Source organism: Neisseria sp. HMSC078H04 (assembly GCF_001838135.1).
In the GTDB taxonomy this organism is placed as follows: Bacteria; Pseudomonadota; Gammaproteobacteria; order Burkholderiales; family Neisseriaceae; genus Neisseria.
In genome coordinates this window covers 56943-82569 of record NZ_KV835852.1, presented here as the reverse complement: position 1 = coordinate 82569, position 25627 = coordinate 56943, and the positions used below count along the sequence as shown (strand labels likewise).

Sequence of the window (25627 nt, the reverse complement as noted above, 5' to 3'; positions counted from 1 at the left end):
AGGCCGTCTGAAATATTTCAGACGGCCTTTTGTTATCTGGCAATGTTTACAGCTTATTGCTTACGCTTGTCCCACCAGGCAAACAAATTGCCCAAAACCGTTCCCGATACAGAGTGCCAAACGCAGGCAACGGCGGCGGCAACGGCAGATTCGGCATTACCGGGGAAGAATTTAGCACTCAAACCGGTAGCAAGTCCGGCATTTTGTACACCGACTTCGATGGCAAGAGTGCGTTTTTTGGCGGTATTCATGCCGGTCAGCGCGCCGCTGTAATAGCCAAGGATGTAGCCGCCGATGTTGTGGGCAGCGATGGCGAGTACCATAACCAAGGCGGATTCGGCAAATCGGTGGCCGTGAACGGCTGCAACGCCGCCGACGATGCAGGCAAACGCGACAACGGCAACGGCAGGCATAATCGCGCGCACGTCTTCAAACCAATGTTTTTTATGCAGCAAGATATTGGCGGCAGAGCCGATAACGACAGGCAGCAAGGTCACGAGCAGCATAAATTTGAACATACCCCAGCCGTCCATTTCGACAGTTTGTCCGACCAAATAAGTCATCCACAGCGGCGTCATCACAGGCGCGAGGACGGTAGAAACAGTGGTCATGCCAACCGAAAAGGCAACATCGCCTTTAGCCAAAAAACTCATGATATTGGACGAAACACCGCCCGGGCAGGTACCGACCAAAACCAAACCCAGCGTCAATCCGGGCGAGAGGTCAAAGGCTCTGGCAATGCCGATGGCGAGCAAGGGCATAATCGTGTATTGGGCGATGGCACCGATAAAAATATCGAGCGGACGTTGCGCCAGAATTTGATAATCTTCTTTGCCCAAAGTCATGCCCATACCGAGCATGATGATGCCGAGTACGACAACTTGCGTATCGCCTTTTACCCATGAAAAAGTGGCAGGCTCAATAAAGGCGATGATGGAGGCAAGGACGATAATCAGGGCGGTGAAGCGGGTCATTTGCCGACTGATTGCGGTTAGAAAGTTCATGTTTTTACTCCTTTGTATGTTCTTATCATGACAATAATTGCCATAATTTAACACATGTTAACTCTTTAGCGCAATAACAGTCACGAAACAAGAAGCCCGCCTCCAATAATGTTTAAAAATAAACTCAACCGGTTCCGTCCCATATCGACACAAAGGCCGTCTGAAACCTTTTCAGACGGCCTTGTTTTATCCGTTCGTTATCGATTTATTCGATATTTTGAACCTGTTCGCGCATTTGCTCGATCAAGACTTTCAGTTCAACCGACGCTTGCGTGCATTCAGCGGCGATGGCTTTGCTGCCCAAGGTATTGGCTTCACGGTTCAACTCTTGCATCAGGAAATCCAAACGTTTGCCTGCGCTGCCCTTGCCTTCGGTAACGATGCGGCGTACTTCGGCGATATGGGTGCGCAAACGGCTGAATTCCTCATCCACATCAGATTTTTGGATGAACAAAGCAAATTCTTGTTGCAAGCGGTCGTTGTCGATATTGCCGACGGCTTCTGCCAAACGGGCTTTGACTTTGTCCATATGTGCCTGCAGCAGGCTGGGGAACAATTCGTTCAAAGCATCCACAATCTCTTCCATGCCGTCCAGACGTTGTAGCAGGTGTTCACCCAGTTTTTTGCCTTCACGTTTGCGGGCAGCTGTGAACTCTTTCAACGCGCCGGTCAATAAATCTTTAACACCTTTCGCTAAGGCCTCGGAGTCTTCGCTCTGACCTGCCAAAACGCCGGGGAAACGCAAAACGTCGGCCACGCTCAGCTTGCCGAAATTGTGTTCCTTGCGCCATTCTTTGTTCAAATGCGCCAGCTGTGAGACCAAATCCTGATTGACTTCCAAAGTCTGACCGCCAGAAGCCGCATCTTGCAGCTGAACACGACACTCCAATTTACCGCGCGCCACAGCCGCAGCAATCTGTTCGCGCAATGCGCCTTCCAAATAGCGCAACTCTTCCGGCATACGGAATTGGACATCCAAATAACGATGGTTGACCGCGCGGATTTCCAAATTAATCCGCTTGCCGCCGCATTCGCCTGCGGCATTAGCAAAGCCGGTCATGCTGTGGATTTGAATAGTTCGTCTTGTAGCCATGGTTTTACTCCGTTTCCAAATACGAGTGAAAGTACGGATACTATAACACACCCGACCGACGATTTTCAGACGGCCTTTGGTGCCAAATTCCTCTATAATTCAAGGCAACCTGTTTTTTATTCTCTCCAAAGGACCATCATGAGCGACTACACCCGCACCGGCCGTGCCGCCGACAGTCTGCGCAACATCAAAATGACGCCCAATTTCCTCCCCCACGCCGACGGCTCCTGCCTCATCGAGTGCGGTAACACCAAAGTGATTTGCACTGCCTCCATCGACGAAAATGTCCCACCGTTCCTGCGCGGTAAAGAACAAGGCTGGGTAACGGCCGAATACGGTATGTTGCCGGCTTCCACCGCCTCCCGTATGCGCCGCGAGGCCGCCGCGGGCAAACAATCCGGACGCACACAAGAAATCCAACGCTTGATCGGCCGCTCTCTACGCGCCGTCGTCGATATGGAAAAACTCGGCGAACGCCAAATCCTGATTGACTGCGACGTCATCCAAGCCGACGGCGGCACGCGTACCGCCTCCATTACCGGCGCCTACGTTGCCCTGCAAATCGCCGTGGACAAACTCCTTTCAGACGGCCTTATCAGCGAAAACCCCATCCGTGAAGCCGTTGCCGCCGTTTCCGCCGGCGTGGTGGGTGGTGTACCGCTTTTGGACTTGGACTATCCCGAAGACTCAGGCTGCGACAGCGACGTCAACATCATCATGACCGCATCCGGCAAAATCATCGAAATCCAAGGTACGGCCGAAGGCGCACCGTTCAGCATCGAAGAATTGGGCAAACTCATTGCCCTCGCGCATAAAGGCATTGCCGAATTAGTCCAACACCAGCAGGCCGCCCTTTTAGCCCGATAATCAGCAAGGCCGTCTGAAAACTTTCAGACGGCCTTTTTTAACCAAACCACTTTATGCGTATTTACTCAAAAAAGCGCGTTCTATCCTTGAATTCCATGTAAAAAATAGTAATAATAACCCTTTTTCCAGCAAACCAAGCTGCCCGACAACCCCCACAAGAAAGCACGAAACATGGCGTTAATCGTACATAAATACGGCGGCACATCAGTAGGCTCGCCCGAACGCATCAAAAACGTAGCCAAACGTGTCGCCAAAGCCCGCGCCGAAGGACACGACATCGTAGTCGTCGTATCCGCCATGAGCGGCGAAACCAACCGACTGGTCGCACTGGCACACGAAATGCAAGAGCATCCCGATCCGCGCGAACTCGACGTCGTTCTCGCTACCGGCGAACAAGTGACCATCGGCCTGCTGGCCATGGCTCTGAAAGACATCGGCGTTGACGCCAAGAGCTACACCGGCTGGCAAGTCGCCCTCCAAACCGACACTTCCCACACCAAAGCCCGCATCGAAAATATCGACGACGAAAGAATGCGTGCCGATTTAGCCGACGGTAAAGTCGTTATCGTAGCCGGTTTCCAAGGCATCAGCAGCGAAGGCAATATCTCAACCCTCGGCCGTGGCGGTTCCGACACCTCCGCCGTTGCCATCGCCGCAGCCCTCAAAGCCGACGAATGCCAAATTTATACCGACGTGGACGGCGTTTACACCACCGACCCGCGCGTCGTACCCGAAGCACGCCGCATGGACACGATCACATTCGAAGAAATGATCGAATTGGCCAGCCTCGGCTCAAAAGTTTTACAAATCCGCTCCGTAGAATTCGCCGGAAAATACAAAGTGCGCCTGCGCGTACTTAGCAGCCTGCAAGATGGCGGCAACGGCACCCTGATTACCTTTGAAGAGGACGACAACATGGAAAGAGCAGCCGTAACCGGTATCGCATTCGACAAAAACCAAGCACGCATCAACGTACGCGGCGTACCTGACAAACCCGGCGTTGCCTACCAAATCCTCGGCGCAGTTGCCGATGCCAACATTGAAGTCGACATGATCATCCAAAATGTCGGCAGCGAAGGCACAACCGACTTCTCCTTCACCGTACCGCGCAGCGACTACAAACAAACCATCGAAATCCTGCAACAACGTCAAGACAGCATCGGCGCCGCCTACATCGACGGCGACGACACCGTATGCAAAGTCTCCGCAGTTGGCTTGGGCATGCGTTCACACGTCGGCGTAGCCGCCAAAATCTTCCGCACCCTCGCAGAAGAAGGCATCAACATCCAAATGATTTCAACTTCCGAAATCAAAGTATCCGTCCTGATTGACGAAAAATACATGGAACTGGCCACCCGCGTTCTGCATAAAGCATTCGACTTAGGCAACTAATTCCCATCAACTAAAAGGCCATCTGAAACTTTATTGTTTCAGATGGCCTTTTTTATTTCCATTACATAAATCAACAACATCTTAATAAAAAAATCTACTTTAGCTCAAAACAGTGTAGCCTAGCTTATTATTAGCCTTGTTAATTTCATTATATGTTCAATATTTTACAACCATCCACCTTCGCCGTTTAATTCCAAAAACATACCACTTAACCTAATTTGAGAAAAATAAACAAATCTGTAATAAAATAGAACAAAAGTACAAACAATTATCTACGCTCATCAATAAAAACAAATTTCCCCCAATTTTCCCCTAACTTAAGAAGGAATCCTAATATGAACGTATTAAACAAATTCGGTATGCTAATCTTGACCGCTTCCCTGCTGGCAGCCTGCGGCGACTCCGGTAATAAAGGCAGCAGCGACAAACCGGCAGAACAAGTTGCCCAAAGCGAATCTAGCCCGGCCAACAAATACGAAAAAGCCCTGAGCGAATTCCCGGAAGCAGATCCTAAACTGGCCGAACCTATCGTCATTTCCGATAAAAAATCTCCAGACGGTCTTGCCGAATTGCAAAAATTCATTCACTTTACCACTGGTGAAGAAGCTCAAAAAATTACTCAGCTAGGCCTAGAATTGCAAAACTTGGCTAACCAAAATAAAGAAAAAGAAGCTTTGGAGCAGATGAACAAACTGACTGCCGCACTGGAACAATTCCATCAGAGCGCAGCTGCCCTCGACATCAAAGATCCTGAAATCAAAGCAGTTCTGGATCGTGCATTACAAGTCAGCAGTGCTGCCAACAACATGATGATTTATGCAGGCAAACATGCTTCTGAGCTGACTATCAACGGCAAAGATAAAGATTCGCTCAAATTTGCCAATGATTTCCAAGAAAAATCTCAAAAATTGCAAGAAACCCTGCGTGCAGCCAATCAAGAAATACAAAAAGCTGCCGAAGCTTTAGGCAAAAAATACTCCCAATAAGCCTATTGTTTCCGATAAATAGCGGTGGTATCGGTAATATCGATACCACCTTTCCAAACCCTAAGTCAGGCCGAATACAATGAATAATCTTAATCCTTCACTCCCCTGCCCACACTGCCATGCCCCGATCCAAGGCGGATTGGTTAAAGGATTGGCCGCAGTCAAAGAATGCCCTTCCTGCCATAAAAAAGTCAAATTCAAAAAGCCGCCTGTTGGCGAATATTTCAAAGCTTTACTGAAGCCTTTTGCTATTTTTGTAGTAGTTGTCTGCATCGTAGCGGCAATACTGATCAGCCTGTTTGGTACATTTCCCCCATACATCAGTACGGCATTAGTTATAGGCTTTCTCGTCTACTACATTATCCCGATTCAAAACAAACTTTCATCTTTTGAAAAAGACGAATAAACATATACTTTGCCCATCCAACCCGCTTTTCCGGATGGGCAATACTTTATACGGCCCAATAAAAAATAATGAAATCGTCCCCATTTTCTTGTCCTCATTGTTCCAATCCGATTCGGGGTAGTGCATTCAAAGGACTGAAAAGCATTAAAGAGTGCCCGACCTGCCACAAAAAAGTCCGCTATAAGCAGCCGACTGCAAAAGAAATCCGCCAAGCGACATGGAAAAAGAGCGTTATTTTCCTTGCCCTGCTGACCTTATACCTTGCCTTTCTGATTGCACTATTTCGCGCAGATATTCCTTTTGCGTATCTCATCCTCCCTATCATGATCTATTTGGTTGCAGTCTTCCAGCCTGCCATTATCAAGCTTTCTTCATTTGAGAAAGACGAATAGCCTGCTTTCAGACGGCCATCGCCTTCAATAACAAGGTTTGGCCGATACCGATTTTAATCCTGATCCACGATATTCTATCCAAGGCTTTTATTACATGAAACGTCCAGTCCCTGTTACCATCGCCACCGTTCTCTATTTCATCCTAACTGCCCTTGTCTGTTTTACCACTGTTGCTCTTGCGATTTATTCGGGCGATTTACTGATAGAGGTTGCAGCCTTGGCATTCCCTTTCCTGCCTTGGTGGCTGTCTATGCCTCTATACTTCATCCTCCTTTCCTTACCGGTATTTATTGCTGTCGGCCTGCTTTCAGGCAACCGTTCTGCCCGTTGGCTGGCTATTGTGCTGGCGGCCGCTTCGCTAATCATGGTGTATAGCGATATGGCGAGCTATAGTTCTCAACAAATCATTATTCAATCCATTCTCCACCCTGTTTTGCTGCTCCTCATCTTCAATCCGGTATCCAACCGCTATTTCGCCAATGCGGCCTCAAAAACCGAATCCTGAACCATCGGATTTTGACTTCAAAAAACTTAAGGCCGTCTGAAACCCTTGCCCTTACGCAAATCTTTTTCAGACGGCCTAAAATAGAATGGCCTTTTCAGACTGTCTTTTCCTAAGGCAGCCCTTCATACAAGCAATAATGCGTTTCCTTTAGCAGCTTTAAATACCAAACTGTAAGCAAACAAACCCATGAAATCAGTTTTTCCTATTTTCTTTATCCTGCTCAACTTATTCTTCATCCTTTATTTGCCACGCAAACTATCCATATGGATTCGTCTAGCGCTTTACCTATCTATCGGTGGGCTGTTTTATTTATGGATGTCCAACAAATCTGCCCTGACCTCCCTATTTGCACACACCCTGTCATTGCAGCCATTCGACGTATTTCATGAGACAATCGGTTTTTCATTATTGGTTACAGTCTTCCTCAACCTGTTTGAATTGCTTGCCGTACCTTCGATTGTCCGTTTCCCCAACTTAATCCTCAAAAATCCCCAACACCACCATCAGTCTGTTCAATGGTATCTTGCCAATACTTCCCTTTTTGAACGCTTTTTCCATTATTTCTACGCTTTCTGCTGTTGTCTCATATTTTATGGCATATGGCGCGAAGCCTTCCGATAATCAATCTAAAAAATAAAGGGACATCATCAAAATGTCCCTTTGTTTATATTCAGACGGCCTTGAATATCTTCAATACTCAATCCTTCCCTTCTCTCGAAAAATGCTCAATCTCAAATCCGCTCTGACGATAAGCTCGAAAACGGTCTCGGGCTTCGGCCAAATCTTCTAAGCTATTGCCGACAATTTCAAGGATACGGTTTGGAATGGCTGGGGCTTGGCTCCAGAAATCAGCAGACAGGTTCAAAACCGTGCAATCTTGCGGAATATTCGGCAATGCATTTCCAAACGCAAGTAATACCGGCGTTTCAGACGGCATGGGGTCGGTAGGCAGCCAGACTTCATGCGGAATAAAGCTTTCGGGAATCTGCTGCCACAAATCAACGTCTAGTTGCTGCACTGCCGCAGCAGAATCCGACCACACCAAAATCTGCCCGCCATCGCGTATGGCGCGCGCAATCAGGCGGCAGGCAAAGGCGGCCGGCTGGGCGACGTGTGTATAAAAAGTGGCTTTAGGCATGGCGTATTCTTTCGTTTAGGCAATGGATTTGCCGTTTTCAGACAGCCTTTTTGGTTTTCAACAATCTCAAGGCATTGCCCAACACCAGCAGCGAGCTGAAACTCATGCCGAGTGCGGCGATCCACGGGGTAACGTAACCAAACACGGCCAGCGGAACGGCAACCAGATTGTATGCGCTCGCCCAAGTCAGGTTTTGGCGGATGATTTGATGGGTGCGACGTGCCTGTTTCATCATCACGGGCAAAACGTTCAAATCATCATTGAGCAGAACCACATCCGCACCGTCTCGCGCCACATCGGCACTCATGGCCACGGCAGCCGATACGTCGGCTTGGGCAAGGACGGGTGCATCGTTGATACCGTCGCCGATCATCATGACTCTACGTCCTTGTTTTTGCAGATTTTCTACATAAACCAGTTTATCTTCAGGTGTGGCTTCGGCACGATAGGCATCCAAACCCAGCTCTTGCGCGACTTGGGCTACGGCAACCTGACGGTCGCCGCTTAAAAGGTGTAGACGGATGCCGTGTTGTGTCAGGTTTTGCAACATTTCAGCGGCGCTATCTTTGATTTGGTCTTCCAGCAAAAAGGCCGTCTGAAAACCGCTTTGATTGCCCAAGAAAATAATGCCGCCTGTGTGGTCGATATGGGCAAATGTTTCGGGCAGATTACCGGCAATTTCTGAAACAAACGCTACTTTGCCCAAAGCCCAAACTTGGGTTTCGCCATCCAATTCGATTTGTGCGCTGACACCGTGTCCGATACGGTTGACCCGTTGCTGCACTTTCACATCAAGCGCGGATACAGGGCCGTCTGAAAGCGTATGGTTTAAAATGGCACGGGCGATGGGGTGTTCGGATTGCTGCTCCAATGCTTGGGCGATAGCAAGGGCTTGGACTTCTCTCAGACGGCCTGCGGACAACATCCGGCTGACGGAAAGCTGCCCTTTGGTCAACGTACCGGTTTTATCGAACACGACGTCGTCAATTTGGGCAAGCGTTTCCAGGCTTTGTTTGCCGCTGATGAGAATGCCGTCTTTGGCAAGCGCACCGGTAGAAGCTGCCAGCGCGGTCGGCGTGGCAAGCGACAAGGCACACGGGCAGGTAATGACCAGCAGGGCAACGGTAATCCACAAGGCAGTGTGCGCATCTGCATACCACGCCCAGCCGATAAAAACAGGAATCGCAAGCAAAAGTTCGCCAAACACAAAACTGGACGCGTATTTTTCGGCCAACTCGGCGGCACGCGGTTTTTGCGCCAGCGCACGGTCGAGCAGTTTGACGATATGGGACAGGCGCGTGTTGCCGCCGGTATGGTCGGTACGGATGATTAAAGGGCTGCTGGTGTTGAGCGTGCCGGCAGTTACTTTTTCAGACGGCCTTTTCACAATGGGCAGGCTTTCGCCGGTCAACATGGCTTCGTTAACTTCACTTTCGCCGGACAAAACCGTACCGTCCACCGGAATGACTTCGCCAGGCTTCACAACAATCGTATCGCCGATATTGAGGCGGACGACTGCAGCTTCCTCGATGGCATCGCTTTCAGGATAAGACGGCAAACGGTGGCAGAATGCCGGAACCAGTTTGACCAACCGCTCCGCCGCATCGCCTGCTTTGCGTCGGGCAATCTGTTCCATAAAACGCCCACCCAACAGGAAAAACAGCAGCATGGCGATGGATTCAAAATACATGCCCTGCCCTGCGTTGGTGGCCAGGCTGTAAATACCGGCGATAAAGGTCATCACAATGGCAATGGCAATCGGCGTATCCATGCCGACACGGCGGTTTTTCCAGTCACGCCATGCGCCGCGGTAAAACGGCAACGCGCTGTAAAACACAACGGGCAACACCATCAAAAAGCCGCCCCAATGCAGGATTTCCAAATAAAGCGGCTCGATGTCGCCGCCGTAAAAATAAGTCGGCAGGGCAAACATCATCGTCTGCATCATACCCAAGCCGGCTACGGCCAATCTGACGATAAACTGTTTGCGTTCCTTCTGCGCCTGCACTTCGATTTTTTGCGCATCATAAGGCGCAGCGGTATAACCGGTTTGGCGGATTTTAAGCAAAATGTCCGACAATTCGATGTGGGCGCTGTCCCACACCACGCGGCAGCGGTGGGTACTGTAATTCAAATCCACGCGCACTACGCCCTTCATGCGCAACAACTGCTGTTCAATCAGCCACACACACGCGGCGCAGGTAATGCCGCCCAGCATCAACACCGCCTCGCGCTCATCCCCTGCACCGACCTCGACAAAATCAGCCTGCACTTCGGGCAAATCGTATAGCTTTAATTGCGACAACACTTCCGGTGGCGGCAATTCGGATTTTTCCGCGTCTGCGGTACGCTGTTTGTAATAATTACCCAAACCTGCATCGATGATACTCTGCGCCACCGCTTGGCAACCGGCGCAGCAGGTTTCGTGTTCTTCGTCTTCAAAACGAACCGTCAGATGCAGATGCTCGGGGACTTCAAGTCCGCAATGGAAACAGTTTTTTTGGGGATGTGAGGGAGATGTCATCATGTGTTCGATTTATTTTTCAGACGGCCTGAAACAACCGTCCCAGGGTGTTACATTTTAGCAAAAAGCGTTTTTCCGCCTCTTTTCATTCAATTTTGAATTAACAGGCTGTCGGACTTTGTAAAAAATATGGAAAACAAAGTATTGACCGTTTATCAAATGATGAACGGTAATATATAAATACCGTTTATCTTTAAAAACTTCCAATTATTTTAATGTAAAAATGGAACTTTTTTAAAAATCCTAATACATTTTTTATTGACCTCAATCCATTTGAGCAGCATACTTTAGGCATTCCGCGAAGACGGAAATCAAAAAACACACATTTACTTATAAAACTAACTTATTGGGAAACCTCACCATGATTGATCGCCTTATGCCTATTTTCGCCGTTATCGGCATTTTGTCCAGCACCGTATACCTGAGCCTCGCCGCTTGGATGCTTTACGAAAGCGTGTTTAAAAAGAAAAGCCCTCTGTCGGCATAATCTTCAGATTTAGAATTTTACGGTAAGGCCGTCTGAACATTCAGACGGCCTTGTTTCATTTAAACATCAAGCATTCGGCTGTACGGCCAATTCAATCATTGCTTCGCGCAAACCGTCCAAGCCCAAACTTTCTGCAACGGAAACATTCACGCTGACGGCATGCCCGGAGTTGTCGCGCAAAATGCCTGCTTCACGCATACCCGACGGCAGCAAATCGATTTTGTTGTACACCACCAATTGCGGAATTTCATGCGCACCGATTTCTTCCAAGACCTCGTTGACATCGTCCATCTGCCGTTCAAAATCGGGATTGGACGCATCAACGACGTGCAGCAGCACATCCGCCATCGCCGTCTCTTCCAAGGTAGCGGAAAACGCCGACACCAGCTTGTGCGGCAAATCGCGGACGAAGCCGACGGTATCGGTCAAAATCACGCTCGCCTCATGCGACAGGAACAGCCGGCGTGCAGTAGTATCCAAAGTGGCGAACAACTGGTCTTTCGCCAATACGTCCGCTTTGGTCAAGCGGTTGAACAGGCTGGATTTTCCGGCATTGGTATAACCGACGATGGCAAAGGTTTTCAGACGGCCGCTCATGCGCGATTTGCGGCGCGTGGCGCGTTGTTTGCGGACATCGGCAAGCTGTTTTTTCAATGCCGTGATTTTTTGTCCGATTAAACGGCGGTCGGTTTCCAACTGGGTTTCGCCCGGCCCTTTCAAGCCGATACCGCCCTTCTGACTTTGCAGGTGTCCATAACCGCGTACCAGCCGTCCGCTCAAATGGTTCAACTGAGCCAGCTCCACCTGCAACTTACCTTCCTGCGATTGGGCGCGTTTGGCAAAAATCGCCAAAATCAAACCCACTCTGTCGAGGACGCGGCATTGAAGCTCTTTTTCCAGATTACGCTCTTGTGTCGGCGTGAGTTCGTGGTTGAACACGACCAGCCCGACATCATGCTGCTTGACCACTGCCGCCAACTCTTCCGCCTTGCCCGTACCGACAAACAAAGCCGGATGCGGTTTGTCGCGGCGTGAAGTTTCGATAGAAACCAAATCGCCGCCAGCCGCGCTCACCAATTCTGCCGTTTCGGTCAAAGCCGTCTGAAAACCGCGTTCGCGCGTTTCGTTTGCGCCGGAATAGTCCGCCGTCAGCATCACGCCGACCAAGAGGACACGTTCGGGCTGCTCCAAAGATTTATCGACGGAAAACAGATTGCGCTTGCTCAAAAAATTTCCTTTCAGACGGCCTGACGGCTGGGTCAAAGTCCTGATTAACGGTTTTTCAAAATATCGGCAAAATATTCGGTCACTTCTACCAAACGTCCGCCCTGCGCGGCATAAGGCTGCATGACGGCCACCAACTGCTCCAACACTTCGCGCGTTTCGGTTTGCGCGTGTTCGCGGTAGAGCCACATATTTTGCATGGTCACCGTAGTCAATGCCTCGCGTACATTAAGCAAGAGCAAGTGGCGGCAAGACTCATAGCCTTGGCGCAAATCGCCGGCCGCATAGGCGGTAACCGACAATTCATAGTCGATGTCCAACTGATAGACATTGCTTTGGACAAAAAGAATATCGTCTTTCGGGAACGGGATACGTTTCGCCATCAGGCCGATTGCATGGGAAATGCGGTATTTCCCTTCCTGACGCAGCATGGTTTGCGCAAGGTAGAGGCACTCGGCGCGGCGCGGGTTGTAATCGTAGCCTGCCAACCAAGTTGCCAAGGCTTCATCGCGTTTGCCCATTAATTTGTAGCACTCGCCCAGCTGTTGGTAAGAAACCGTCACTTCCTCTATCCAACCGCCCAACTCGATGCGTTTTTTAAACCATTCGCTCGCACGCTCGGGCATATCGGAATCCCAATAAGAGCGCGCCGCGTAAAAGGCGTAACGCGGTTTCAGGTCTTCATCTTCGGGGCTGTAAAACGCTTTTTCCAAAGAAACGGCGTCAAGCAGGTATTTGTTCGCCATGTTGCTGCGCGCGCCGAAACGGCCGCTGAGAACCATATAGTCGCCATGAAGCGTGGCTTCGCTGGTATCTTGTTTATCGGTTTCGATAAACTCGTGCAACACGCCGCGCCAGTAGAATGTACCGTCATTGCGCAACAACAGCGGACGGTAATAAACCACGCTGCCCATGGCATTTCTCATGCGGAGGCGGTAGCGGTCGGCCGTCAGTTCGGGCAATTCCAATTTGCCTTCAAAGCGGTCGTCCGCATCAAAAATCAACACGTAATCGGTTTTACCTTTTGCGTGTTTCAAAGCCTGATTGCGGTTGTATGCAAAATTTTGCCAACCATCATGATGAATCTCGCCCGCGATGCCCTTTGCATCGAAAAAGCGGCGGATCACGCCGACGGTATCATCAGTCGAGCCGGTATCGCTGATGACATAGTAGTCAAGTTTGATGTGGTCGGTGATGTTGGCCAGTGTTTCTTCGATGATTGCCGCTTCGTTTTTGACAATCATATTCAAGCAGATGGTTTGGGACATTTTCAATAGCCGTATTGGTTTGGAAAGGTATTATTTTACTTTAGCATTTTGTTTTTTGCACACAAAATACTCAGGCCGTCTGAAGATTACCTTTCAGACGGCCTGAAGTTGATTTTGCCTTATCTTTTTTCCTGACGACGTATCAGATACACCGCCAACAGTGCAAACAAAACCGTCGGCAATGCGCCTGCCAAAAACGGCGGCACGCCGTACAACTGGCTGGTAAAGCCGAAGAGCCGTCCGGCAAAGTGGAACAGCAAACCGAGGCAGATACCGCCGAAGAGTTTCAAGCCCATATTGCCGTGGCGGGTGGTTTGCGGCGTAAAGGCGAAGGCAACAAGCGCCATCACCCATGCGGCAACGGGATACACCAGCTTGCGCCACCATGCGATGGCATAGACTTGGGTATTTTGGTTGTTTTTTTCCAGATGGTCGATATAAGTGGTCAATTCGCCGACAGACATTTGGTCTGGCTTGACGAGCAATACGTCCATCAGATTGCGTTTGACGGAAATCGGCCAGTTTTCTTCGGCGGCGGTGGAAACCTCGACTTTATCTTCGCCCAATATGCTGCGGCGGATATTTTTCAGCTGCCAGCTGCCGTCGGGATTCAAAACGGCGGATTCGGCTTCTGCCGCTTGGGTCAGTTCGTTTTTATCGTTGCGCTGCCAAATTTTGATGCCCAAAAGCGTATGGTCGGGCAGCATTTCGCGCACGTTGATGATGCTGTTTTTTTCTTTCAGCCAAAGGCCGGTATTGCCGGTGCTGATTTTGCCGTTAATGGCGGCAGCTTTGATGTTTTCGGCTTTCTGACTCAGCGTGGGTGCAACCCATTCGCCAAGCGCGACGGTGGCAATGGCGAAAATCAAACCGAACTGCGACAGAATCAACAGCAGCTTTTTGGTGCTCATGCCGCTGGCTTTGATAACGGTCAGCTCGCTACCGGAAGCCAGCTGGCTGAGGGAAATCAGGCCGCCGATCAAAACGGCGAGCGGCATCAGTTCATATGCGCGCGCAGGCATCTGCATTAAAACATACTGCCCCAATTTTGCGCCGTTATAGCTGCCTTTTCCAAGATCGCCGACTTCGTTGATGATTTCAAAAAAGCTGTACAAAGCGAGGAAGGCAAGGAGGGCGTAAACCGCCATAACCGCCATTTGACGGATGATGTAACGTGAAATCAGGTTCATTTTCCGCCTTTCAATGTCAGACTTTTGGCAACCGCCTGCCAAAAGGGTTGGCTAGGCATACTGCGCACGCGCAGCAGGACGACGGCAATCACAAACATGATGATGTGCATAGGCAGCAGTCCGAGCCAAAAATGGATTTTGCCGTCTTCCACAGCATTGCGCAGGAAGGTCAGCCCGTTTTGGTAAACCAAAAACAAACCGATGGCAATCAAGATATTGTAGGTGTGGCCGCTGCGCGGATTGAAATAGGAAAGCGGTACGGCAAGCAGGCACAGTAACAAAACGCTGACGGTCAAGGAAATACGCCACATCAATTCCGCCTGGTGTTGGGGATTGCTGCTGCCTATCAGTTGGGCGGTCGGGATGGTACGGCGGTGTGAAACAGGGTCGATGAGTTTGGGCGTAGTGCTGATAATCAAGCTGAGGTGTTGGAAAGAAACGCGGTTGTAATCGGCTTTGCCGGGCGTACCGCTGTAACGGTAGCCGTCGCGCAATTCAAGCGTGCGTTTGTTGTCGGTCAGCGAAAAATTGCCCTCTTTGGCAAAAACAATGTTGTCGTTGCCGTTTTTATCCTGCTCGCGCAGGAACAGGTTTTTCATGATGCCGGATTCGGTATCGAAGGTTTCGACAAAATAAACCCTGCCGTTGCGCTTGCCCAAGTTATTGAACTCGCCGGCTTCCACCAAAGACAACTCCTGCTTCTGCTTCAAAATTTCGGCATATTCGCGGCTGCGCAACTCTGCCCACGGCATCACCCAAAGCTGCATGACGGCAATCAAAATGGCAAACGGCGCGGCAAACTGCATGACCGGGCGTATCCATTGTTTCAATGCCAATCCGCAAGAGAGCCAAACCGACATTTCGCTGTCGCGCCAGTAGCGGGTCAATACGGTCAACGTACTGATAAATGCGGTCAACACCAGCAAAAGCGGGGTCATGCCGATTACCCAGAAGCCGACCAAGGCCAACACGGCATCGATGGCGACACGCCCGTCGGCTGCGCGGCCAAGCAGGTTGATGGCCTGCGTGGACACCAATACCGCCAAGAGGACGACAAAGATGCCGACGGCGGTAAAGGAAAGTTCTTTAATAAAGTTTCTTTGGTAAATCATAAGATTGAGCGTGGTATACGGTTTATGGGAAACCTATATTTATTAATAAGGCTTCAGACGGCATGACACAAATGGAGTACAATGATTTTCATCTGTTCGGACGGTTGGTCAACAGGCCGTCTGAACAACCGACAACCGTTCCAATCAGGAGAATAAACGTGAAATTTAGCACAAAAGCCGAAACTTTGCAGGCTCAACAGGCAGGTGCGCAATTATTTGTCTGCGCCGAAGCATCGCAACTGAGCAACCCGACTGCCCTCGCCCTCTTCACTTCCCTTGAAGAAGGTCAAAATTTCGCCGATACCAGAATCCCGACGGACAACGGTTTGCAAGCCATTGCCGTCGCCCGCCTCGCCAAAACCGACCGCGCCGCATTGAACAAAGCCGCAGCCGAAGCCGCCAAATGGGCGCAAAATCAAGAAACGGTCAATGTGGACGTTCACGCCTTTGAAGAAGCGCAAGCAGCAGCCGTTGCCGAAGCGTTTGCGATTGCGTTCGGCAATGCCGCCTACCGTTTCGACCGCTACAAAAAAGAAGCCAAACCGGCCAAATTTGCAGAAGCCGTGTTCCACAGCGCACACGAAGCCGCCGTCAAAGAAGCCCTGCGCGTTGCCGAAGCGCAAGTTTACGGACAAAGCCTCTGCCGCGACTTGGGCAATGCCGCGCCCAACGAATGCACGCCTGAATTCCTCGCGCGCACCGCCAAAGCCGAAGCCGAAAAACTGGGCGCACACGCCAAAATCATCGAAAAAGACTACATCAAAGAAAACATGGGTTCGTTCTGGTCTGTCGCCAAAGGCAGCGTCGAAGATCCATATTTGGTCGAACTGAGCTATTTCGGTGCAGCCGACAAAGAAGCCGCGCCTGTGGTATTGGTCGGCAAAGGCATTACCTTCGACACCGGTGGCATTTCCCTCAAACCCGGTCTGAACATGGACGAAATGAAGTTCGACATGTGCGGCGCGGCAACCGTCATCAGTACCTTCTGCGCCGCCGTCAAACTGCAACTGCCGATCAACCTTATCGCCGTCGTCGCCACCTGCGAAAACATGCCTTCCGGCGCGGCCAACAAACCGGGCGACGTCGTAAAAAGCATGAAAGGCTTGACCATCGAAGTGTTGAACACCGATGCCGAAGGCCGTCTGATTTTGTGTGACGCGCTCACTTACGCCGAACAATTCAAACCCAAAGCCGTTATCGACGTCGCCACCCTGACCGGCGCGTGCATTATCGCCCTGGGTCATGACGTCAGCGGCGTGATGGGCAACAATCAAGATTTGGTCGACAGCCTGCTGACTGCTTCCCGCAACGTGGACGACAAAGCATGGCAACTGCCGCTCTTTGAAACCTACAAAGACCAACTCAAATCCAACTTTGCCGACATTCCAAACATCGGCACGCCGGGTGCAGGCACGATTACCGCCGCAACATTCCTGTCTTACTTTACCGAAGACTATCCATGGGCACACCTCGACATCGCAGGTACCGCATGGAAATCCGGCGGTGAAAAAGGCGCGACCGGCCGCCCTGTTCCTTTATTGCTGAACTATCTGCGCAATGTGAAATAAATCTTGGGGGAAGCCTGCGGGGTGAATCGTTTCAACCCCACAGGCCGTCTGAAAACGGAATCCGCATTATCTGACTCAACCTGACAAACGGAGAACCACCATGAAACCACTATTTGCCGCATTATCTGTCGCCCTTCTGCTCGGTACATCCATAAGCGCCCAAGCTGCCGAACAAACCACCCCCACCGACCGCAGCATCCAAGTGTACAAAAAAGCCGACTTAGCAGAATGGAACCGCGAAAACGCAGCTGGAGGCCAAGGCCCGCTACTCGGCAGCTTTGCCTTCACGCGCCATCAAACCGCAGAACAAGACGCATTCAAAGAAATCGGCTGGCTCACATTACCGCCGGGCGCTTCCATCGGCCAACACAAACATACCGGCAATGAAGACGTTTACATCATCGTATCCGGCAAAGGCCTGTTTACTGACAGCGAAGGCAAACAAACCGAAGTCGGCGCCGGCGACATTACCATCGCCCGCCCCGGCCAGTCCCATGCGCTCAAAAATATCGGCAAAAAGCCGTTGGTATTCTTAGATTTGATTGCAGAGACCGCTGGCGCTAAAGCCGCCGAAACCAAGTAATGCTTTCAATGAAAGCAAACAATCTGCCATGACTTTCTGCCTTACCCAAACCAGGCAGCAGAGAGATTGTTCCGTTTTCATTTAAACCTACATACAAGCTAAAGGCCGTCTGAAAACCACGCTTCGTTTTCAGACGGCCTTTTTTTCTCAAAAATCTTATCATATAAACAATGAAATGTTATATAATAACAGCCTTTCAAAATATGATGAGAAACTAAAATGACACAAACCACACTCAAACCCATTGTTTTATCTATTCTTTTAATCAGCACCCCCATCCTTTCCCAAGCGCATGAAACCGATCAGTCGGTGGACTTGGACGAGGTTACCGTCGTCGGCAAAAGCCGTCCGCGCGCGACTTCGGGGCTGCTGCACACTTCAACCGCCTCCGACAAAATCATCTCCGGCGATACCTTGCGCCAAAAAGCCGTCAACTTGGGCGATGCTTTAGACGGCGTACCGGGCATTCATGCCTCGCAATACGGCGGCGGCGCGTCCGCTCCCGTTATTCGCGGTCAAACAGGCAGACGGATTAAAGTGTTGAACCATCACGGCGAAACGGGCGACATGGCAGACTTCTCGCCCGACCATGCCTTGATGGTGGACAGTGCCTTGTCGCAACAGGTCGAAATCCTGCGCGGCCCGGTTACGCTCTTATACAGCTCGGGCAATGTAGCCGGTTTGGTCGATGTTGCCGATGGCAAAATCCCCGAAAAAATGCCTGAAAACGGCGTATCGGGCGAAGCCGGATTGCGTTTGAGCAGCGGCAATTTGGAAAAACTAACATCCGCAGGCATCAATATCGGCTTGGGCAACAACTTCGTGCTGCATACCGAAGGCTTGTACCGCAAATCAGGCGATTACGCCGTACCGCGCTATCAAAAAGAAGAAGGCCGTCTGAAACGGCTGCCCGACAGCCATGCCGATTCAAAAACCGGCAGCATCGGCCTGTCTTGGGTTGGGGATAAAGGTTTCCTCGGCATAGCGTATAGCGACCGTCGCGACCGCTACGGCCTGCCTGCCCACAGCCATCTCTACGACGACTGCCACGCCGACATCATCTGGCAGAAGAGCTTGATTAACAAACGCTATTTGCAGCTTTATCCGCACTTGTTGACCGAAGAAGACGTCGATTACGACAATCCGGGCTTGAGCTGCGGCTTTCACGACGACGATGATGTACACGCCCATGCCCACAACGGCAAACCGTGGATAGACCTGCGCAACAAACGCTACGAACTCCGCGCCGAATGGAAGCAGCCATTCCCCGGTTTTAAAGCACTGCGCGTACACCTGAACCGCAACGACTACCACCACGACGAAAAAGCAGGCGATGCAGTAGAAAACTTCTTCAACAACAAAACACACAACGCCCGCATCGAGTTGCGCCACCAACCCATAGGCCGTCTGAAAGGCAGCTGGGGCGTACAATATTTGGGACAAAAATCCAGCGCGCTTTCCGCCATTCCCGAAACTGTCCAACAACCGATGCTGATTGACAATAATGTGCGCCATTACAGCTTTTTCGGTGTAGAACAGGCAAACTGGGACAACTTCACGCTTGAAGGCGGCGTACGCGTGGAAAAACAAAAAGCTTCCATCCAGTACGACAAAGCATTGATTGTTCGGGAAAACTACTACAACCAGCCCCTGCCCGACCTCGGCGCACACCGCCAAACTGCCCGCTCGTTCGCACTTTCGGGCAACTGGTATTTCACGCCACAACACAAACTCAGCCTGACCGCCTCCCATCAGGAACGCCTGCCGTCAACGCAAGAACTGTACGCACACGGCAAACACGTTGCCACCAATACCTTTGAAGTCGGCAACAAACACCTCAACAAAGAGCGTTCCAACAACATCGAACTCGCGCTGGGCTACGAAGGCGACCGCTGGCAATACAATCTGGCGCTCTACCGCAACCGCTTCGACAACTACATTTACGCCCAAACCTTAAACGACGGACGCGGCCCCAAATCCATCGAAAACGACAGCGAAATGAAGCTTGTGCGTTACAACCAATCCGGCGCCGACTTCTACGGCGCGGAAGGCGAAATCTACTTCAAACCGACACCGCGCTACCGCATCGGCGTTTCCGGCGACTATGTACGAGGCCGTCTGAAAAACCTACCGTCCCTACCCGGCAGGGAAGATGCCTACGGCAACCGTCCTTTCATCGCACAGAACGACCAAAACGCACCCCGCGTTCCGGCTGCGCGCCTTGGCGTCCACCTGAAAGCCTCGCTAACCGACCGCATCGATGCCAACTTGGACTACTACCGCGTGTTCGCACAAAACAAACTCGCCCGCTACGAAACGCGCACGCCCGGACACCATATGCTCAACCTCGGCGCAAACTACCGCCGCAATACGCGCTATGGCGAGTGGAATTGGTACGTCAAAGCCGACAACCTGCTCAACCAATCCGTTTACGCCCACAGCAGCTTCCTCTCTGATACGCCGCAAATGGGCCGCAGCTTTACTGGCGGTGTAAACGTGAAGTTTTAAAATCGGACAGGCAAACAAAAAAGGTTTTCAGACGGCCGTCTGAAAACCTTTTTCTTGTTTTAACCAATCATTCAAAACTGACTATTAATCTTTCAACACATCTTGCACAGCCGCTTGAATCTTAGCCGCCGCTGCTTCAATTTGCTGTTGTTCGGTAGATTGGCTTGCCACTGTTTCAACCGGAGCCGCTTGTGAAGCAGGCACTGCTTGTGGAGCTGGCGCAGCTTGTGGAGCTGCGGCTTTAGGCTCAGATTCAGTTTCCGGCGTAGTCAGCGGCAAACGCGCCAATACAGTGCTGACGCCGGTAACTTTATCGCCAATCGCCACTTGCGCCTGAGCATCGACAGGCAGATACATATCCACTCGCGAACCAAAGCGGATAAAGCCATAGCGTTCGCCGCGAGACAGTTTCGCACCTGCTTGGGTGTAGCACAAAATACGACGCGCCACCAAACCGGCCACTTGAACAAAAGTAATTTCACGACCAGAAGCTGTAGTCGCCAAAACCGCGTTACGTTCGTTTTCCGTGCTGGCTTTGTCCAAATCCGCATTCACGAATTTGCCTTTGTTATAGACCACTTTCGTTACCGTACAATCGGCAGGCGATTTTTGCGAATGCACGTTGAACACGTTCATAAAAATACTGATTTTCAAAGCATCGACATCACGATACGGATCGCGTGCGCGCTCAACCACCACGATACGGCCGTCAACCGGGCTCAACACCGCTTCAGGATTTAGCGGAATTTCACGCGCAGGATCGCGGAAAAACTGCAGGGCAAATACGGTAAACACCCAAAACGGCAAAGACCACCAGCCGCAGCACATCGATATCAGCAGGCTCAAAGCCAAACCGCCGCCGATAATCGGCCAGCCCTCACGGGCGATAATCGGGTGGGGATATAAACGGTTCATCACTTATCCTTCATTTAATAATTTCAAAATTGCCGCCATTATATCTGAAACTCCAAACATTGAGGCCGTCTGAAATGTTCAGACGGCCGGTGTCTTTTGTAAAAAATACTCAACATAGATAAAGTTTCAGTTTCGGCAACACAATGACGCAGCGTCCTCAACAAGCGGCTCACACGCTCCAACAACCCGCCGCAAATATCATTTTGACCAAACCTCTGCCCTCGATTATCTCGACAAGCCCAATATGACAGCCAATAACAGCCAAATCCAATGCCGACGGCGCGATGTAGAAAACAAAGCGCGTTGAGACAGCAAACGCGTTTGACTCAACTGATACGCCACATCTGCGAGCTTAATCAACTGATTGCCCTGTCGTGTTTTGCTTTCTTCCGCTTTACGCAGTTTCAAATTTTCCGCTTCAATCCGCAGCCGCACCAGCTTGGCTTCCAAAAGCAGCAGCTCGCGCGCTTCTTCATACTTCTGTTGCTTCATCGTCCGCCCCCTTATCTATCTCCCCGCGCAAATACGCAATGTCTGTCCGAATATCCTGCAAGGTCTCAGCCACACGACTGCCCTGCTCCCGATAATCTGCCGACACTTTGCGGAACAATACGGCAATAATCAGCAGGCTCGCGAAGAAAATGCCGAAAAACACCCACAAAGCCGCAACATCCGTCAGCACGCGGTTCAAACCGAACAGTAAACCGACCAAGCCCACCATCAACAGCGCGCCGGACAACACCAACCAGATCGCCAACCGGAACACATTCTCCGCCTGACGCGTCAAATCCAAGCTCAATACCTGCAAACGCAACAGCAGCAAATCCACGCCCTGATTCAACAAAGCCTTGCCATGTTCAAAACGCTGGCGAATTCCCATCTCGATTATCCTTTTTTCTTAGGAAACATAAGGCTAAGGCCGTCTGCACGGCGCAATGAAATCCATGATTCCATGTGCACGCCTGTTCAGACGGCCTTAACATATTCGCATTAACGGCGGTTCAACAACACACCAACAACCAAACCGGCCAATGCGGCAAAACCCATTGCATAATATGGTTTTTCATGCACCACTTCATCAGCGTGTTTGGCACCGCGTTTCAAACGCGCACCTGCATCGGCTTCAAATTCGGCAAAACGCTCTTTGCCTTCTTTAAAACGCTCCTGAGCCGCTTCTTCAAACTGCTCGTATTTTTCACGCGCACGCTCGGCATGATGGCGCAGACGCTCGCCGGCTTCTTCTTCAAAACGGCTCAAACGCTCTTTGGCCACAGCCAATTTTTCTTCCAATTTGGCTCGGGCTTTGCTGCCCTCTTCCGAACCGGCTTCCACACCATTGCGGTACAACTCTTCCACATCATCCATCACTTCTCGGATGTCTTTCAGCAAAGCCTCGCGACGTGCTTCAAAATCGTGTTTTTTCATGCTTTTCTCCTTGATATAGGTTGATATGGTTACAGACTATTTATCTGTTAATAAATTATAACCGTTTATTCCAAAATAAACGTTAATTTAAATTAAATTAAGTGCTTATTCTGAAAATGACTAAATGGAATTTAAAAAAGGCCGTCTGAAAACTTCAGACGGCCTTTTTTAATACCTTTTACACAGCCTATTCCAATATTCTTTTTTGATAAAAAAAGATATAATTTCATATCATTACAATTTCTTAACAAAGGTGTCGCAACCATGGCAGTCAATCCTACCAAACTTTTTGACGGGCTGACCAAGCTCGTGCAGTCGGAAGACAAAGCAAATTTCATCTATGGCTTCCTACGCCTGTTCGATACCCCGAAAGCCACCATTACCAAACTGCAAAACCAAACCCCCGGCACCAACGTCGCCGATATGCCCTTGCATGGCGAAATTGCCCTCAGCCGCAAACTCTATTTCAAACCCGTCGCCCCCGACGCAGACATATACGACGTCCTGCAAGACCTGAAACAATCCGCCACCGCCGACAAAAACAAAATCCGCTTCTTTATCGTAACCGATTTTCAAAACATCGCCGCCTACGATATCCAAGCCGACGACTACCTCGAATGCGCCTACACTGATTTAGCGCAAAACTACGGCTTTTTCCTTCCTCTCGCAGGCTTGGAAAAAAGCAGCGGATTTGAAGAAAATCCTGCCGACACCAAAGCCGCCGAAAAAATGGGGCGCCTTTTCGACCAAATCCGCCGCACCAACCATCTCGAGAAACCCGAAGACATCCATGCCCTTAATGTCTTCCTGACCCGCCTGCTCTTCTGCTTTTTTGCCGAAGACACCAAAATTTTCCCCAAAGACAGCTTTACCAAACTCATTGAAAGCCATACGCATAAAACCGGCGAGAATACAGACGAAGTCCTGACCGCACTTTTCCAGACCCTCGACACGCCCCCTGAAAAACGTTCCGAAGCCCTGCCCATCCATCTCGCAAGTTTTCCCTACGTCAACGGCGGGCTTTTCCAGGCAGACGAGCCCATCCCCGATTTCGATAAGTGCACCCGCCGCCTTTTGCTCGAATGCGGCAAACTCAACTGGTCTGAAATCAATCCCGACATCTTCGGCTCCATGTTTCAAAGCGTGATAGACCCGAAACAGCGCAGCCGTTTGGGACAGCACTACACCTCCGTCCCCAACATCATGAAGGCCATCAAGCCGCTCTTCCTTGACGAGCTTCAGACGGCGTTTCAAGATATCTTCAAACGCTATCCCAGCAATGAAGGCCGTCTGAAAGCCCTATACAGCCTCTCCATGCGGCTGGGCAACATCAAAATCTTCGATCCCGCCTGCGGCAGTGGCAATTTCCTGATTATCGCCTACAAAGAGCTGCGCCGCCTCGAAATCGAAATCTTCAAAGCCGTCAAAGAAATCGACAGCAACGCCATCTTCAGCAGCCAAATCCGTCTCGACCAATTTTACGGCATCGAGCTGGACGACTTCGCCCACGAAATCGCCAGCTTTCGCTTTGGCTGGCCGAACACCAAATGAACCTTGCCCACGAAAACGAGCTGGGCAACAGCCTACCCACCCTGCCCCTCAAAAGCGGCGGCAACATTAAGGCCGCAAACAGCCTGCGCGAAAACTGGGAGGCCTTCTGCCCCCGCAGCAACCGCGCTGAAGACGAAGTCTATATCGTCGGCAATCCCCCGTTTGGCGGCTCAAATTCGCGCGACGAGGAACAAAACGAAGATATGGATATGGTTTTTGACGGCTGGAAAAAATACGGCGTCTTGGATTACGTTGCCTGTTGGTTTTGGAAAGGCGCGCAATATATCCGCGCCAGCCGCGCCAGGCTCGCCCTTGTTGCTACCAATTCCATCAGCCAAGGCGACCAAGTTGCCACCCTCTGGCCCCCTATCTTCGCATTGGGCAACCGCATTGCCTTCGCCTACCAGACCTTCCCGTGGGCAAACAATGCCAAAGACAAAGCCGCCGTCCACGTCGTCATCATCGGCCTGGAAGCAGCATATCTTTCAGACGGCCTCAGCCCCAATAGCGCGCAGCCCAAGCTCTACAAACTTCTCGATAAAGAATGGCACAGCCAAAGCGTTGCCAACATCAGCCCCTACCTGATTCCAGGCAGCAATCTTGCGGTTGCTGCCCGTGAACAGCCTTTATGCAACGTTTCCAAAATGGTTTACGGCAACAAACCCGTCGAAGGCGGCAATCTCATCCTTACCACAGAAGAAAAAGACAGCCTCATCGCCCGTGAGCCGCAGTCTGCCAAATGGATTAAAAAACTGCTCGGCTCTGACGAATTTCTCAACGGCAAACAACGCTGGTGCCTCTGGCTGACTGACTTGACCCAAGAAGACCTCGACAGCCTGCCTGAAAAACATCCCCTTGTTTCTGAAAGGGTAGAAAAAGTACGCGCTGTCCGCCTTGCCAGCAAAAAAGCTGCGACCGTTCAAAAAGCAGACATCCCCCATTTGTTTGATGAAATCCGCCATCCTGCCTCAGGAAACTACATCCTCGTTCCCAGCACGACCTCAGAACGGCGCGAGTACGTTCCGATGGATTTTTTTGACACTGAGACCATCAGCAGCAATGCCAACCTGATGATCCCCAATGCCACTCTCTACGAATTCGGCATCCTTACCTCTGCCATGCACAACGACTGGATGCGCACTGTCGCAGGCCGTTTGGAAAGCCGTTATCGCTATTCCGGCACGATTGTGTACAACAATTTTCCTTGGCCCGAAGCCGACGAAGCTGAAAAATCTCGCATAGCCGCGCTTGCTGAAGACATCCTGCTTATCCGCGCCGACTACCCCGACCAAACCCTCGCGCAACTCTACGATCCCGATAAAATGCCGCTGCCGCTCAAAGAAGCCCATCTCCGCCTCGATACCGCCGTTGACCGCCTCTACCGCACCAAACCCTTTTCAGACGGCATGGAGCGCGTAGAATTTTTGTTTGATTTATACGAAAAAGCCGTCAACGGCCAAAAAACGCCGTAAAACGGCATCTTTGCCCC

At 50.8% G+C, this 25627-nt stretch carries 25 protein-coding genes; 13 read left to right on the top strand and 12 right to left on the bottom strand.

The genetic code is table 11. The annotated features are described in order from the left end of the window. Positions 1-53: 53 nt before the first annotated feature. Together HMPREF2560_RS09155 and HMPREF2560_RS09150 are read right to left on the bottom strand one after the other, a co-directional pair. On the bottom strand, positions 54-1004 hold the full coding sequence (locus HMPREF2560_RS09155) for a bile acid:sodium symporter family protein (protein ID WP_070608034.1): 951 nt from the start codon (positions 1002-1004) through the stop codon (positions 54-56). Between the two features lie 205 nt (positions 1005-1209). Further along, positions 1210-2097: a YicC/YloC family endoribonuclease gene (locus tag HMPREF2560_RS09150; RefSeq protein ID WP_283116404.1), complete on the bottom strand. Its 888-nt coding sequence runs from the start codon at positions 2095-2097 to the stop codon at positions 1210-1212. A 138-nt stretch (positions 2098-2235) separates the two neighbouring features. On the opposite strand from HMPREF2560_RS09150, the gene rph reads away from it, so the two are divergent. The 7 genes from rph (at position 2236) to HMPREF2560_RS11210 (ending at position 7266) form a co-directional block, all read left to right on the top strand. Next, a complete protein-coding gene (gene rph, locus HMPREF2560_RS09145) occupies positions 2236-2964 on the top strand; it encodes a ribonuclease PH (RefSeq protein ID WP_070608035.1) in 729 nt (242 codons plus the stop codon). Positions 2965-3135: 171 nt separating this feature from the next. Then, complete coding sequence (locus HMPREF2560_RS09140; RefSeq protein ID WP_070608036.1) at positions 3136-4356, top strand: aspartate kinase; 1221 nt, start codon at positions 3136-3138, stop codon at positions 4354-4356. A gap of 335 nt (positions 4357-4691) precedes the next feature. After that, the gene (locus tag HMPREF2560_RS09135) at positions 4692-5342 is read left to right on the top strand and encodes a hypothetical protein (protein ID WP_070608037.1); all 651 of its coding nucleotides are present in this window, start codon (positions 4692-4694) and stop codon (positions 5340-5342) included. Between the two features lie 79 nt (positions 5343-5421). After that, positions 5422-5748 carry a purine permease gene (locus HMPREF2560_RS09130; protein WP_223168895.1) on the top strand — a complete coding sequence of 109 codons (327 nt, stop codon included), beginning with the start codon at positions 5422-5424 and terminating at the stop codon, positions 5746-5748. A 68-nt stretch (positions 5749-5816) separates the two neighbouring features. Beyond that, positions 5817-6140 (top strand): dimethyl sulfoxide reductase, encoded by a 324-nt coding sequence (locus tag HMPREF2560_RS09125; RefSeq protein ID WP_070608038.1) that lies wholly within the window; start codon positions 5817-5819, stop codon positions 6138-6140. A 94-nt stretch (positions 6141-6234) separates the two neighbouring features. Then, positions 6235-6645, top strand: coding sequence for a hypothetical protein (locus HMPREF2560_RS09120; protein WP_070734670.1), 411 nt, complete (start codon positions 6235-6237; stop codon positions 6643-6645). Between the two features lie 186 nt (positions 6646-6831). After that, positions 6832-7266, top strand: coding sequence for a hypothetical protein (locus tag HMPREF2560_RS11210; RefSeq protein ID WP_141748417.1), 435 nt, complete (start codon positions 6832-6834; stop codon positions 7264-7266). A gap of 76 nt (positions 7267-7342) precedes the next feature. Here HMPREF2560_RS11210 and HMPREF2560_RS09115 read toward each other — a convergent pair whose 3' ends face one another. Both HMPREF2560_RS09115 and HMPREF2560_RS09110 read right to left on the bottom strand, forming a co-directional pair. Next, positions 7343-7783, bottom strand: coding sequence for a DNA polymerase III subunit chi (locus tag HMPREF2560_RS09115; protein WP_070608039.1), 441 nt, complete (start codon positions 7781-7783; stop codon positions 7343-7345). Between the two features lie 37 nt (positions 7784-7820). After that, complete coding sequence (locus HMPREF2560_RS09110; RefSeq protein ID WP_070608093.1) at positions 7821-10307, bottom strand: heavy metal translocating P-type ATPase; 2487 nt, start codon at positions 10305-10307, stop codon at positions 7821-7823. Between the two features lie 361 nt (positions 10308-10668). On the opposite strand from HMPREF2560_RS09110, the gene HMPREF2560_RS11495 reads away from it, so the two are divergent. Then, positions 10669-10794: a hypothetical protein gene (locus tag HMPREF2560_RS11495; RefSeq protein WP_003678791.1), complete on the top strand. Its 126-nt coding sequence runs from the start codon at positions 10669-10671 to the stop codon at positions 10792-10794. A 66-nt stretch (positions 10795-10860) separates the two neighbouring features. On the opposite strand, the gene hflX is transcribed toward HMPREF2560_RS11495, so the two are convergent. From hflX to lptF, 4 genes are all read right to left on the bottom strand, one after another. After that, a complete protein-coding gene (gene hflX, locus HMPREF2560_RS09105) occupies positions 10861-12021 on the bottom strand; it encodes a GTPase HflX (RefSeq protein WP_070608040.1) in 1161 nt (386 codons plus the stop codon). Positions 12022-12065: 44 nt separating this feature from the next. Next, entirely contained in the window at positions 12066-13286 is a 1221-nt protein-coding gene (locus HMPREF2560_RS09100; protein WP_283132712.1) for a glycosyltransferase, read from the bottom strand. A 119-nt stretch (positions 13287-13405) separates the two neighbouring features. Beyond that, positions 13406-14476, bottom strand: a complete 1071-nt coding sequence (gene lptG, locus HMPREF2560_RS09095; protein ID WP_003745632.1) for an LPS export ABC transporter permease LptG — start codon at positions 14474-14476, stop codon at positions 13406-13408. Continuing rightward, on the bottom strand, positions 14473-15588 hold the full coding sequence (gene lptF, locus HMPREF2560_RS09090) for an LPS export ABC transporter permease LptF (protein ID WP_070873832.1): 1116 nt from the start codon (positions 15586-15588) through the stop codon (positions 14473-14475). The genes lptG and lptF overlap by 4 nt, the downstream gene beginning before the upstream one ends. A 158-nt stretch (positions 15589-15746) precedes the next feature. Here lptF and HMPREF2560_RS09085 point away from each other — a divergent pair, with 158 nt between their 5' ends. The 3 genes from HMPREF2560_RS09085 to znuD all read left to right on the top strand — a co-directional run bounded on the left by HMPREF2560_RS09085 (position 15747) and on the right by znuD (position 20247). Then, a complete protein-coding gene (locus HMPREF2560_RS09085; RefSeq protein ID WP_070608043.1) occupies positions 15747-17156 on the top strand; it encodes a leucyl aminopeptidase in 1410 nt (469 codons plus the stop codon). A gap of 100 nt (positions 17157-17256) precedes the next feature. Continuing rightward, positions 17257-17739: a cupin domain-containing protein gene (locus HMPREF2560_RS09080; RefSeq protein ID WP_070608044.1), complete on the top strand. Its 483-nt coding sequence runs from the start codon at positions 17257-17259 to the stop codon at positions 17737-17739. 219 nt (positions 17740-17958) lie between these two features. Then, positions 17959-20247 carry a TonB-dependent zinc receptor ZnuD gene (gene znuD, locus HMPREF2560_RS09075; RefSeq protein ID WP_070873831.1) on the top strand — a complete coding sequence of 763 codons (2289 nt, stop codon included), beginning with the start codon at positions 17959-17961 and terminating at the stop codon, positions 20245-20247. 84 nt (positions 20248-20331) lie between these two features. Here the strand turns inward: znuD and HMPREF2560_RS09070 are convergent, their stop codons facing one another. The 4 genes from HMPREF2560_RS09070 to HMPREF2560_RS09055 form a co-directional block, all read right to left on the bottom strand. Next, the gene (locus HMPREF2560_RS09070; protein WP_049323844.1) at positions 20332-21162 is read right to left on the bottom strand and encodes a phosphatidylserine decarboxylase; all 831 of its coding nucleotides are present in this window, start codon (positions 21160-21162) and stop codon (positions 20332-20334) included. Positions 21163-21387: 225 nt separating this feature from the next. Then, a complete protein-coding gene (locus HMPREF2560_RS09065; protein ID WP_049323843.1) occupies positions 21388-21654 on the bottom strand; it encodes a hypothetical protein in 267 nt (88 codons plus the stop codon). Then, complete coding sequence (locus HMPREF2560_RS09060) at positions 21635-22042, bottom strand: phage holin family protein (protein WP_049323842.1); 408 nt, start codon at positions 22040-22042, stop codon at positions 21635-21637. Before HMPREF2560_RS09060 ends, HMPREF2560_RS09065 begins: the two co-directional genes overlap by 20 nt. A gap of 110 nt (positions 22043-22152) precedes the next feature. Further along, on the bottom strand, positions 22153-22587 hold the full coding sequence (locus tag HMPREF2560_RS09055; protein ID WP_049323841.1) for an ElaB/YgaM/YqjD family protein: 435 nt from the start codon (positions 22585-22587) through the stop codon (positions 22153-22155). 264 nt (positions 22588-22851) lie between these two features. Here HMPREF2560_RS09055 and HMPREF2560_RS11365 point away from each other — a divergent pair, with 264 nt between their 5' ends. Both HMPREF2560_RS11365 and HMPREF2560_RS11360 read left to right on the top strand, forming a co-directional pair. Next, positions 22852-24138, top strand: coding sequence for a class I SAM-dependent DNA methyltransferase (locus HMPREF2560_RS11365; RefSeq protein ID WP_210400423.1), 1287 nt, complete (start codon positions 22852-22854; stop codon positions 24136-24138). Continuing rightward, complete coding sequence (locus HMPREF2560_RS11360; RefSeq protein ID WP_210400422.1) at positions 24135-25610, top strand: class I SAM-dependent DNA methyltransferase; 1476 nt, start codon at positions 24135-24137, stop codon at positions 25608-25610. The genes HMPREF2560_RS11365 and HMPREF2560_RS11360 overlap by 4 nt, the downstream gene beginning before the upstream one ends. Positions 25611-25627: the final 17 nt, after the last annotated feature.